The following is a 12111-nucleotide window of genomic DNA, read 5'->3' as shown; positions in this document are numbered from 1 at the left end:
CCGGACCGTGCGCCGCACGGTGGTTCGGGGGAGTGGACGTGCGGGCCGGCGCACCGGGGGGATGCGCCGGCCGGTACGTCCGCGTGCACCGGCGAACCGTCCCCAGGCGCCGCCGCGCGACCGTGCGCGGGCCTGCCGGACCTCCGCCCGGCATGGCGCGAGGAGCCTCCCTGGCCTGTCGGAGGAAGCGAAACACGCGGTTGCGTCGAGTTCGCAGAATGGCTGAATCGCAGCGGTCGGGCCGGAGGCCGGGGAGCGGTCCGACTATGGCCGGATTGCGTCTGTTCCGTGCCCGGCCGGGGCTGGGCCCGCTTTCGGGGCCGGCCGCCGTAACTCCTTTGAACCGTACAAGTGTTGCGCCGGCGGCCCATGCGGCGTGGCCAGGTCTTTGCCAGGGGCGCATGCGGGGCCGGTGTGCGCCGCCGTACCCCCTCCAGGGCGCCCTTGTCGTGGCAGCATGTCCCGCGACGGCGTCCGTGTGTCCTGGTGCGCCGTTTCGTCCACAGCCTGTGGAGGCGGCGATGCGTTGGTTGGTGGGGTGGAGCAGTATCGCCGCCAGATTCGGCACCGTGGGCGCGGTCGGCCATCACGGTGACGGGCGCACCGTCCACCCGGTGGGTTCCCAACTCCTCTGGGGAGACCCGGATCCCCTGTGGGCCGTGGGCGACTGGCGCCCCGACGAGATCCGCATCATCACGGCGGCGACCCCCGAGGGCGCGCCCACCGCGCGCCTCGCCGTGCTCGGCTGCTGCGGTGCCACCGACGAACAGCTGCGTATCGGCCTGCTGGCCGCCCGTGGCGGGGCGCTGCGCCATCTCACCGCATGGCCGGGCAGTTACACGGCCGTCGTGCAGATCGGCCGCCGCATCACCGTCGCCGGAGACCTCGCGGGGGCACGCCCCGTCTTCCACACGCCCTGGGCCAACGGCACCGCGTACGCCACCGCGGCCCTCCCGCTCGCCGACCTCATCGAGGCGCAGCTCGACATCGGTCACCTGGCGGCGCTGCTGGCCTGCCCCGAGACACCCGAGGCGCTGGGTGACGGCACCCCGTATGCGGGGGTGCGGCGTGTCCCGCCCGGGCACGCCCTGATCCTGCGGGAGGGATCGCGCGAGATCACCGGGTACGAGGCGGTCGCCTCGCTCGCGGTGGCTGCCCCGCAGACCGACCCGGTGAGCGCCGTCGAGGGCGTGCGGGACGCGCTGGTCGACGCCGTACGAGCCCGGCTGACGGCCCCGCGCCATGCCCCGGGGACCCAGCCGCCCGACCCCGGGCCCGTCCCCGGGATGGGTCCCGCCGAGCGTCGCGCGGCGCGTGGGGCGCCGGTCCCCGGCATCGGTTCGGACCTCTCCGGCGGCAGCGCCTCGGCCACGCTCGCGCTGCTGGCGGCAGGGCTGCCGGGGCTGCCGGGCACGGTGCTGGGCCATGGCACGGGGGCCGGTGAGCGGCTCCTCGCCGTCACCTTCAACGACCTCTCCACGCAGGGCCACGAGGACGAGATGGAGCGGGCCCGAGTCATCGCGGCCAACCCGCGTCTGCACCATGTGGTCGTCGCGGCGGGTGAGGAGGCCCTGCCGTACGCGGCGCTGGAGAGCGGGCCCCTCACCGACGAGCCCGCGCCCTCCCTCGTCGTGGCCGAACGCCACCGCAGACGGCTCGCCGCCGGCAGCGCGGACCACTTCGTGGGCGACGGCGCCCGTCAGGTCCTGGACGCGCACCCCGCCCGGCTGGCCGACCTCCTCATGGACCGGCGCAGACGCCACCTGCTGCGGCCCGTGGCCGCGCTCGCCCGGGCCGAAGGGCCCTCCACCCACTCCCTGTTCGTCCCGCTGGTCGTCTACCGCGCCGCCCGGCGGCTGGCCAGGACGTCGTACCGCACCGGGCTCGAGACGGCGGCGTCCCTGCTGCCCGAGGCCAACCGTGACCTCCCCGGACCCGACACGCCCGCCGACGCCTCGCTCGCCTCCCTCACCTGGTCCCGGCCCGGTCCCGCCGCGCGCTGGCTCACCGGTGAGGCACTCGCGGAAGTATCGGTTCGCCTTCAGGAGGCCGCGATCCGGCCCGCCTCGGTCCAGCGTCCGGGCGAGGCCCGAGCCCGTGCCGCACTGGCACGGCACGCCGCCGACCAGCGGATCCTGGAGCAGGCCGCCGAGATCCGCAGCCAGCGGCTGCACGCGCCCTTCCTCGACAACCAGGTCGTACGGGCCGCCCGCGCCCTCCCCGAATCCCTACGGGTCCAGCCGGGCGCCAGGGCCGCGATCCTGCGCCGGGTGCTCGCGGGCGCCGGCATCCACGAGCTGCCGCCCGGGTGGGGCACCCCGTCCCAGGCCACCTCCACCGCGGCGGGCCGGCTCGGCCTGCGCGCCGCCCTCCCGGAACTGATCTCCCTCTTCGACGCCCCCCTGCTCGCCGACGCGGGGCTGATCGAGGCCCGCGTCGTACGCAAGGCCCTGCGTGCGGCGTCCGAGGGAGAGCCCCTTCCCCTGGACGGTTTGGCCGAGCTGGCGTCCACCGAGCTGTGGCTCCGCCGCCTGGTCACCCGCCGGGGCACCTGCTGGACGGGCACGGCGGCCCCGCGCCAGCGGGCGGTGGCCGGCGGCGTGGTCCCGGCCCGCCGGACGCTCCAGCCGTGACGGGCCTTCCGGACGCGACCGCGCGTCGGGGGGAGGCGCGGGGACTGCGCGACCGGCTGGGTGGGTGAGCGGGCGTACGCCGACGAGCGCGGCGCAGGGCGCGACACGACCCCGCACGACGTCCCCGAGCCGACTCGGCGCCACCGGATGGCCCGACGGTCCCACCGGGTGGCCCGACGGCCTCACCGACCGGCTCGGAGGCTGCACCGGAGAGCTCAGCGGCAGCTGATCCGGGACTGAGCCCAGTCGGCCAGTGCCACCCCGCCGAACGCCCCCGAGGGCTCCACGACGAGCCGGATCGTCTTCCGTCCCTCGATGCCGACGCTCGCCGGTGCGGCGGGGTCCCCGCTCCGGAGTACGGGAGACCGCCACAGCCGCGCTCCGTCGCCGTCGCCGTCGTACACGGAGAAGCGCACCGCGCCGAGTACCGGCGTCAGGTCGTCGACCCCGACCATCGCCTCGTAGCGGGTGCACGTCCGGTTCAGCTGGACGGTGACCGACGAGCGGGAGGGCGCGGTCACGCCGTGGGCGTAGGTCTCGGAAGCGATCGACAGCCCGCTGCGCTGCCAGAACACGCCGGTGCTCCGGCCGAGCAGGATCTCGGGCCCCGTGTGGTCCCCGAGGACTGAGTACGCCAACCGGTTCACCTGGTAGACGTCCGGTGCGGGCGGCACCGGCTCCTCGGGGGCGGGCTTCGACGGCGCCGGTGCGGGCGGTGCCGGCCGGGTGGGCGTGGGTGTGGGCTCCGGAGCGGGCTGCGTCGGGGCCGGTGTGGGCTTCGCGGCCCGTGCCGGTGTCGTGCTCGGCCCGGGGGCGGGCGGTGGTTCGGGTGCGGCGGGAGGCTCGGGCTTCGGGGCCGGCTTCGGCGGTGGCTCGGGCGCCGGTACCGAGGGAGCGGCCGCCGGTGGCTTCGCCACCGGGCGCTCCTCCGGCGCCGGGTCCTCGCCGGCCAGCGCCCACACCAGTCCGGCCGCGGCAGCCACGGCCACCGCGGCGGCGATCCCGGCCTTGAGTGGTGCGCCGAGCCCCTCCGACGCGGCGGCCCCGCCCGCCGTACCGCCGCCCGACACGCTTCCGGTGGCCGCGGCGGCGGCTCCGGCACCGGCCGCACCGGCCGCTCCGCCGGCGACGATGCCGGCGGCCTTGAGGGTGTAGCCCGCGGCGAACCATCCGATGACGGCGACCGGGAGCAGAGCGGGAATCCCGGCGTTCACACGGTCCAACTCGCCTGCGGCGATGCGGCACTTCGCGCACTCGCCCAGATGTTTGCGCAGTCCGCGTTCGGCCCGGGTCCGAAGACCGCCCCGGGCATGGGCGCCCAGCCGGTCGGCGTACCGCGCGCAGTCTCCGCCGGTCGTCAGCGACTGGCTCACATGGGCCTGCAGATACGCCTGCTTGAGCCCTTCGCGTGCCCGCACGGCCAGGACGGCGGTGGCGTTGGCGGTCAGCCCGAACAGCGGGGCTACCTCGCTCGGCGACTCCTCCTCCACCGTGGTGTGCCACAACACGGCCTGCCAGCGCTCCGGCAGACTGCGGAACGCCTGCATGGCCATCGACCGGTCGGCCTCGTGCATGGCCAGCACATCGGCCCCCAGATCGAGGGTGTCGGTCTCCGACAGCGCACTGGAGCGGGTGGCCTGCGCGGCGAACACGGCGAAGTCGTCGACCAGGTGCTCGCGCTTCGCGCTCTTCGTCCACGCCGCGGCGACATGCCGGACAGCGGTCATGAGGTAGGCCCGGACGGCCTCCTCCGGCCCCTTCCCGCCGCGTACCGCCTGCAGGGTCCGTGCGAACACCTCGGCCGTCAGGTCGTCGGCGGTGTGCGCGTCCCGGCAGCACGTACGGGCGTAGCGGCGCACCGCTCCCGCGTGGCGCCTGAACAGCTCTTCGTAAGCCTGGTCGTCGCCTGTGCGCATCCCCTGGATCAACTGCCCGTCGGAGGGCCCGAGATCGGCGGACCCGGCCCGTCCCGCGCGCTGCAGCGGGACCGCGTACGCGGGGTCGGACTCCGCGTCGGGCTCGGCTTCGGGCTCGGGGTGCGCGCCATCGTCGGCGGGCGCCCAGGGGCCGGGGAGTACGGTGCCGCCCCCGGCGGAGTCCTCCGACCGGCCGGACCTGTGCCGGCCCGGCACCTGACCGGCTGACCGCTCGGCAGCCGAACCGCCGACCTGACCGCCGGTCCCCGTTCCACTGCCCTTGCCCGCGGCGGCGTTACCGCCGGCCGACTCGTTCTGCTGCGCGTCACCACTCATCGCGGAGCCCCCGTATGTGCACCCTCGGACCCAAAATACCGGGGGCAACAGTGCCACAGAGCAACGCAGCTACGAACTTTGAGCAGAGGCAACCACTCGTCCGGGGTGTCTTCCCCCGTAAGAGCGGCGTGACAGCACTCCTCGGGGGAAGAAGCGACGCCCGTGCCGGATCGGACGCCTCCGTGTCCGACCTCGACTCCCCGGCCCGACGACGCCCGGCCGGTGGGGACTTCTCCACCGGCCGGCGCGCCCGGACGGCCGCCGTCGACGCGGGACGGGATGCGTCTACGCGGGACGGGAGCGGAGCCCCTCCAGCAGGATGTCCAGCAGTCGGGCCGAGGCGGCGGCCTGGTGGGCGGGATCCGGCAACGCCGGTGCCGCAGTGGCGATCACCAGCAGCACGTCGGCCACCGTCACGTCGCCGCGCAGCTCTCCCGACTCGCGGGCCCGGTCCACCAGACTGCCCACGACCTCGAGCAACTCAGCCGCTCCCGGGGCGTCGTCCAACGCCTCCACGGTGCCGGAGTGCTGCTCGGCCACCCGGAGACCGTGCTGCTCCAGACCCTGCCGCTGATGCGGGACGCGTGTCTCGCCGTCGCCAGTGACCTGGCCCGGTATCGCGTCCGCCTCCTCGGCCTCCGCACCGACCCGCAGAACCTGCGGCGGCAGCAGCCGCCCCGCGCCCGAAGCCACCGAGGTCCGCAGGAAGCGGGAGAGCGCCGACCACGGCTCCTCCTCCTGCCCGAGGGCCGACCGCGCCTGATCGGTCAGCCGCGCGGTCTCCTCCTCGGCTATCCGGCGCACCAGCACGTCCTTGCTCGGGAAACGCCGGTAGACCGTGCCGACGCCGACCCGTGCGCGGCGTGCCACGTCCTCCATCGGCGCGCCGTAACCCAACTCGCCGAACACCTCACGCGCCGCACGCAGGACGTGTTCGAGATTGCGCTGTGCGTCCACGCGGAGCGGCACCGAGCGGGGAGCGTTCCCCGCCGGCCCGATCCCACCGACCGCCGTGCCGACCGCCGCACCGACCACAGGCACGGGGTTCATCGGCCCGTGCCCCTCGGCGACAGTGGTGGCAGCACTCTGCCCATGCAAATCCTGAATGTGCATAACTTCCCCCGGTTATGACGTCTCCCCCCGGAGACTTCCCGCCCTGTCCGCCGGTGTGTGGACCTCAGTCCGATTCCGACACCCCGACGGGGTACGAACATAGTTGAGCCCGGGTCAATTCAGAAGGGGGTAGTTCCGCACGGAGCGCCCCCCGATCGGAGCAAGGACCGGTTGGGCCCCGATTCGCCCCCCACGGGCCCACCTGTCCGCCGCACCTGACCTGCGAAGCTGCGGAGTCGCCGGGTGGCCGGGTCCCGACCCGTGATCGAAGAGCTCCGGTCACACAATTTGTCGGGCCTGTGGACAAACTCCGGAGTCCGTTGCGTCATGGGAAGGTGATGGCACCAGATTCCCGGGAGACATCCCCCGGCACCCGGCCAAATGTGCGCATTCTCGTCGTCGGCGGCGGCTACGTGGGGATGTACACCGCTCTGCGTCTCCAGCGGAAGCTGCGGCAGAGACTGAGAAGCGGCGATGCCGAGATCGTGGTGGTCACGCCCGAGCCCTACATGACCTATCAGCCGTTCCTGCCCGAGGCGGCCGCGGGCTCGATCTCACCGCGCCACGTCGTCGTGCCGCTGCGCAGGGTCCTGAAGGACTGCAAGATCGTCATCGGCGAGGCGGAGCGCGTGGACCACGCCAAGCGCACCGCGACGGTGACGACGCTCGCGACCGGCGAGGACGGCACCGGCGCCGTCGAGATCCCGTACGACGAGATCGTCATCGCCCCCGGATCCGTCTCGCGGACCCTGCCGGTCCCCGGCCTCGCGGACTTCGGCATCGGTTTCAAGACCGTCGAGGAGGCCATCGGCCTCCGCAACCACGTCATCGAGCAGATGGACATCGCCTCGGCGACCAGGGATCCGGCCGTCCGTGACGCGGCCCTCACCTTCGTGTTCGTCGGCGGTGGATACGCCGGCGTCGAGGCGCTGGCCGAGCTCGAGGACATGGCCCGCTACACCTCGCGGTACTACCACAACATCAAGCCCGAGGACCTGAGATGGATCCTCGTCGAGGCGACAGGGCGCATCCTCCCCGAGGTCGGCGAGGCCATGGGCAAGTACGCGGTCGGGGAGCTGCGCGGCCGCAACATCGACGTACGGCTCGACACCCGCCTGGAGAGCTGCGAGAGCCGGGTCGCGGTGCTCAGCGACGGCTCGCGCTTCCCGACACGCACCCTGGTGTGGACCGCGGGTGTCAAACCGGCACCCCTCCTCGCCGCCACCGACCTGCCCCTCACCGACCGCGGCCGGATCCGCTGCACCGCCGCGCTCTCCGTGGATGGGGCCCCGCACGCCTGGGCGGCGGGCGACGCGGCCGCCGTGCCGGACCTCACCTCGTCCGAACCGGGCTCGGAGACCGCGCCGAACGCCCAGCACGCGGTGCGGCAGGCCAAGGTCCTGGCGGACAACATCGTCGCCACGCTCGCCGGGCGTCCGACGGAGGACTACCGGCACTCCTACGCCGGATCAGTCGCCTCGCTGGGCCTGCACAAGGGCGTGGCGCACGTCTACGGCCGCAAGCTCAAGGGGTACCCGGCCTGGCTGATGCACCGCGTCTACCACCTGAGCCGGGTGCCCACGTTCAACCGGAAGGCACGTGTCCTTGCCGAATGGACGCTGGCCGGACTGTTCAAACGCGAGATCGTGTCCCTCGGATCGCTCGAACACCCGCGCGCCGAATTCGCCCTGGCCGCCCGGGGACACGCTCACCCGGAGCCCCCCGGGGCCACCCCGCCCAAGGACGAGGAACCACCGCGCACGTCCGGTTGACCCCAGGGCGCGCGCCCGCACCCCGACCCGTGGACCGACATGCCGGAGAACGGCCGTGATCCGGCGGCCGGACCCGTCGCCGTACCCCAACTGACAGTACGGTCGGTCACACTGGGCGTGTGACCATAGGTGGGCCCACACCTGCGCAGAGTCATCCGGCACGTGGTCACCTAAAGTGACCGGCAGCGACGACCGACAGCACGAAGAGCCCGGCTGCGTTTTCCCGGGAGCCCCGCCCCCGCACCTTCACCCGGCACCACGACTCGCGGGGGGAACGGCGCGGGACCAGCAGACGAAGCAGCTCGCCCGAGCGGACCAGACCGACACACGAGGCCAGAGAATCCGTGAACTTCACGCGCTGGAGCGCCCGCCTTCCCGGAACGCAGCGCAGAGCCGCCGCGCGGGACGACCACAGTTCCGTACCCGCCGCCCGCGCCGAGTCCGCGCGGCCGGCGAACGCGGCCACGCCTCCGCCGGAGACCGGCCCGGAACCCGTCGCCCCCATGTCCGGACCCTCCCTGGAAGGCCTGTCGGCCGGTGACCTGCTCGGGCGTCTTCCCGCCCCCGTCGCACTGCTCCACGGCCCGCAGCACCGCGTCACCTACGTCAACGCGGCCTACACGTCGGCGTTCGGGCCACGCTCCTGCGGGACACCTGCGGCCGAGGCCATGCCCGAACTCGCCGAGCTCAGCCTGCTGCCGCTCCTGGACCAGGTCCTGCGCAGCGGTACTTCCCGCACGGTCAAGTCCCGCAAGGTGCTGGCCGGCAGCTCGTACACCGTGACGTGCACCCCCGTGGCCTCCGGCGACGCGGACGGTGAGCCGGGAGTCCTCGTCTACGCCACCGATGTCACCGACCACGCGGAGGCCGCGGAGCGACTCCGCTCCAGCGAACGCCGCCACCGCGAAACCGCCGTCACCCTTCAGCGCTCCCTGCTGCCGCAGGACCTCGAACAGCCGGACGACCTGCGCATCGCCGCCACGTACCAGCCGGGTGGCACGGACGCGGCGGTCGGCGGCGACTGGTACGACGTCATCACGCTCGGCGCCGGCCGCACCGCGCTCGTCATCGGCGACGTGATGGGCCGCGGGGTACGCGCCGCCGCCGTCATGGGGCAGCTGCGCACCGCGGTCCGCGCCTACGCCCGGCTCGACCTGCCGCCGCACGAGATCCTCCAGCTCCTCGACGTCCTCGCCGCCGAGATCGACGCGAGCCAGATCGCCACCTGCGTCTACGCCGTGCACGACCCCAACGAGGGCCATCTCGTCTACGCCTCCGCCGGGCACCTCCCGATCCTCGTGTGCGACGAGGACGGCACGGTCCACCGGGCCGAGGAGACCCCCGGCCCCCCGCTCGGAACGGGCGGCTGGGTGCACACCTCCGGGACGATCGCCCTGCCGCCGGGCTGCACCGCCGTCCTCTACACGGACGGCCTGGTCGAACGCCGCAGCGAGGACATCGACGAAGGGGTCGCCTCCCTGGAGCGCGCCCTGTCCGGTGCCAAGGGATCGCCCCAGGTGGTCTGCGACCGGCTGATCCGTTCGATGGGAGTGACCGCGGAACACGACGACGACGTCGCCGTGCTCGTGGTCCAGCACCCCGCCAGGACCGGCCCGAGTGCCGAGCTCTTCCACAACGCCTCGCTCGAACTCCTCGGCGGCATCGAGGCGGCGCCCAGGGCCCGGGCCTTCGCCACCGGCGTCCTCGCCTCCTGGCGGTTCCCCATGGAGCTCTGCGACCTCGGTCTTCTCGCCGCGAGCGAGCTCGTGGCCAACTCGCTCCAGCACGGCACGCCGCCCATGCGCCTGGGCCTGCGCCGGACCGACCGCCGCCTGATCATCGAGGTGACGGACGGGGACGACCACCTGCCGCGCCGCCGCCGGGCGGAACCCGCCGACGAGGCGGGACGCGGAATCTCCATCGTCGCGACCATCGCCTCGTCGTGGGGCAGCCGCCGTACCCCCGGAGGGGGCAAGGCGGTCTGGTGCGAGTTCGCGCTCCCCGGCTGAGCCCGACTCAGCGGACGGCTGCTGCGGCGGCCTCGCCCTCCGGCAGCGACATGGCGACCACCCGTGAGGGCACCGCCACGAGCGACGGCTGGTCCTGTACGGGCGTGAGCCGCCGCCCCAGTTTGAGCGCCAGCACGGTGATGCCCAGCGAGAACAGCACGAAGGTCACGATGTACGGCCCGTGCAGCGTGGCCCCCATGGGCCCGCCCACGGCCGGTCCGACCGCCAGCGCGAGCTGCTTCACCAGCGCGAAGGCCGAGTTGTACTGACCGACCATGGCCTCCGGTGCCAGATCGGCGACGAGTGGGGCCACGGTCGGAGACAGCATCGCCTCCCCGAGACCGAACAGGGCGTACGTCGAGATCATCGCGGCCGTCGCCATCGTCCGGCTGCCGTGCCCGAGTCCGGCGTAACCCGCCACGATCCAGGCGAAGGCCCAGATCAGACCGACCCACGCGATGACCCGGCTGCGCCGCCGCCGCTCGACGAGGCGGAGCACGACGAACTGCGCGACCACGATGACCGCCGTGTTGGCCGCCAGTGCGATCCCCAGGGTGGATGTGTCGATGCCGGCGGCCTCGGTGCCGTACGCGGCCAAGCCGGACTCGAACTGTCCGTAGCAGGCGAAGAAGATCACGAAGCCCAGGACGCACAGCTGGACCATGGCCCGGTGCGAGAGCAGCGCGCGCATCCCCGCCTTGGGCGCGGTGCCGTCGGTGGGCACGGCGCCGGTGATGGACGGGGCACGGGGCATCCGCACCGTGGCGGCGACCACGCCGAGCACCAGGAACATCGCCGCCTCGACGAGGAAGAGCAGGGTGAAGCTCGACGGACGGTCGACGTCGACCAGCTGTCCGCCCACCAGGCCACCGATGCCGAGGCCGAGGTTCTGCAGGAAGAACTGCATGGCGAAGGCACGGGTACGGGTCGCCGTGCTGGAGCACCACACCAGCATCGTCGCGAGCGCCGGCTGCATGACCGCGGTGCCCGCGCCGAGCACCGCCGCGGAGAGCACCGTGGAGACCACACCGTTCGACACCCCGAGCGCGCAGGCACCGACGGCGGCCGCAACGGCGGCGACGACCAGCACGGGCAGCGGCCCCCGCCGGTCGATCGCCCGACCGGTGAAGGGCAGTACGGCCAGCGCGGCCATGGCGAAGACAGCCAGCACGACACCTGCCGTACCGGCGCCGAGATCCCGTACCTGCGCCACGTAGACGTACAGATACGGAACGGTGAACCCGAGGCCGAACGCGCTCAGCGCGCTTCCCAGCTGGATCCGCCGCAGCGCTGCACCCATCTCCCTGGTCACACTCACCTACCCAAGACTCGAGAACGTCGAAGGACGTCGAAGGACGTCAAGAACACAGACTCGTAGACTTTAGCACTAAAATTAGAGATTGAACTCTTCAGGATGAAGGACTTCGACGACCACGAGGGGCGTGCGATACTGCCCGCCATGTCTGAGAGCACCGAGCAGCCCGAGCTCCAGGAGCCGAGCCTCGACGAGCAGATCGCGGCCTATCAGCGCGAGTTCCGTGATCTCGACCCCCAGGTCGAGCAGATCGTCTCCGCACTGGGCCGGCTGAACCGCCGGATGAACGTCGCGTACGGCAGACAGGTCGCCGCGCTCGGCATCAGCAGCACCGAGTGGGAGGTGCTCAAGACCCTCGTCCTGGCCGGTACCCCTTACCGCCTGGGGCCGGGCGAACTGGCCAAGCGCCTCGGGCTCACCCCGGCCGCGATGACACACCGGGTCGACCGCATGGCGAGCGAGGGGCTCGTCACCCGGGACAGGGACGAGAACAACCGGGTGCGGGTCATCGTCGAACTGACCGACGAGGGCCGAACCAAATGGCTCGAGGCGATGCGGATGGCCACGACCTTCGAGGAGGACCTGCTCCAGGACCTCTCGGGTGATGAGCGCGGGTCCCTCGGCGAGATACTGATCCGCCTCCTGCGCCGCGTCGAGCACGAGCAGCCGGACGCCGGCGGCCGGCTCACCGACCTGGATTGACGGTGCTCCGACGGGGTACATGGATGGGTTGACACAGCCCGCCCGTCTCCGTAAGGTTCTTCGAGTTGTCACGGCGTCGGTACGGCTCCGCGGCAGCGATCCCGCCGCGGATGCGGCAACCAAACTCAGTACGACCTCCCGTCGGGAAGAATTTCGGCATGTCCGAATTCAATTCGAAGGCTCGATTATGAGTCACCGGGGGAATCCGCTAGAGTTTGGGCGTCGGAACGGCCCAACGGCCGGGAAGGCAAAGCCCGCTGACTGGGAATCAGGCCCGAAAGGATCTGATAGAGTCGGACTCGCCGGAAAGGGAAA

General features: G+C 72.8%; 7 protein-coding genes. 4 read left to right on the top strand and 3 right to left on the bottom strand.

The window, feature by feature from the left end; genetic code table 11:
• Positions 1-614 precede the first annotated feature (614 nt).
• A complete protein-coding gene (locus ACI2K4_RS34720; protein ID WP_404517420.1) occupies positions 615-2633 on the top strand; it encodes an asparagine synthase-related protein in 2019 nt (672 codons plus the stop codon).
• 215 nt (positions 2634-2848) lie between these two features.
• On the opposite strand, the gene ACI2K4_RS34715 is transcribed toward ACI2K4_RS34720, so the two are convergent.
• Positions 2849-4885: a sigma-70 family RNA polymerase sigma factor gene (locus tag ACI2K4_RS34715; RefSeq protein WP_404517419.1), complete on the bottom strand. Its 2037-nt coding sequence runs from the start codon at positions 4883-4885 to the stop codon at positions 2849-2851.
• Between the two features lie 285 nt (positions 4886-5170).
• A complete protein-coding gene (locus tag ACI2K4_RS34710) occupies positions 5171-5935 on the bottom strand; it encodes a TetR/AcrR family transcriptional regulator (protein WP_404517418.1) in 765 nt (254 codons plus the stop codon).
• A 401-nt stretch (positions 5936-6336) separates the two neighbouring features.
• On the opposite strand from ACI2K4_RS34710, the gene ACI2K4_RS34705 reads away from it, so the two are divergent.
• Positions 6337-7770: an NAD(P)/FAD-dependent oxidoreductase gene (locus ACI2K4_RS34705; protein WP_356843358.1), complete on the top strand. Its 1434-nt coding sequence runs from the start codon at positions 6337-6339 to the stop codon at positions 7768-7770.
• Positions 7771-8273: 503 nt separating this feature from the next.
• Positions 8274-9779 carry a SpoIIE family protein phosphatase gene (locus tag ACI2K4_RS34700; RefSeq protein WP_404517417.1) on the top strand — a complete coding sequence of 502 codons (1506 nt, stop codon included), beginning with the start codon at positions 8274-8276 and terminating at the stop codon, positions 9777-9779.
• A gap of 7 nt (positions 9780-9786) precedes the next feature.
• Here ACI2K4_RS34700 and ACI2K4_RS34695 read toward each other — a convergent pair whose 3' ends face one another.
• Positions 9787-11097: an MFS transporter gene (locus ACI2K4_RS34695; protein WP_404517416.1), complete on the bottom strand. Its 1311-nt coding sequence runs from the start codon at positions 11095-11097 to the stop codon at positions 9787-9789.
• Between the two features lie 141 nt (positions 11098-11238).
• On the opposite strand from ACI2K4_RS34695, the gene ACI2K4_RS34690 reads away from it, so the two are divergent.
• Positions 11239-11796 (top strand): MarR family transcriptional regulator, encoded by a 558-nt coding sequence (locus ACI2K4_RS34690; protein WP_356537995.1) that lies wholly within the window; start codon positions 11239-11241, stop codon positions 11794-11796.
• Positions 11797-12111: the final 315 nt, after the last annotated feature.

Source organism: Micromonospora sp. NPDC050397, assembly GCF_044901685.1.
Classification (GTDB): domain Bacteria; phylum Actinomycetota; class Actinomycetes; order Mycobacteriales; family Micromonosporaceae; genus Micromonospora_G.
The sequence above is the reverse complement of the archived record's forward strand: the minus strand, read 5'-3'. Positions and strand labels throughout refer to the sequence as shown.

Coding starts and splice junctions, on each gene's coding strand:
- ACI2K4_RS34700 (WP_404517417.1), top strand. CDS start 8,274: ATGTCCGGACCCTCCCTGGAAGGCCTGTCGGCCGGTGACCTGCTCGGG.
- ACI2K4_RS34715 (WP_404517419.1), bottom strand. CDS start 4,885: ATGAGTGGTGACGCGCAGCAGAACGAGTCGGCCGGCGGTAACGCCGCC.
- ACI2K4_RS34710 (WP_404517418.1), bottom strand. CDS start 5,935: ATGAACCCCGTGCCTGTGGTCGGTGCGGCGGTCGGCACGGCGGTCGGT.
- ACI2K4_RS34705 (WP_356843358.1), top strand. CDS start 6,337: ATGGCACCAGATTCCCGGGAGACATCCCCCGGCACCCGGCCAAATGTG.
- ACI2K4_RS34690 (WP_356537995.1), top strand. CDS start 11,239: ATGTCTGAGAGCACCGAGCAGCCCGAGCTCCAGGAGCCGAGCCTCGAC.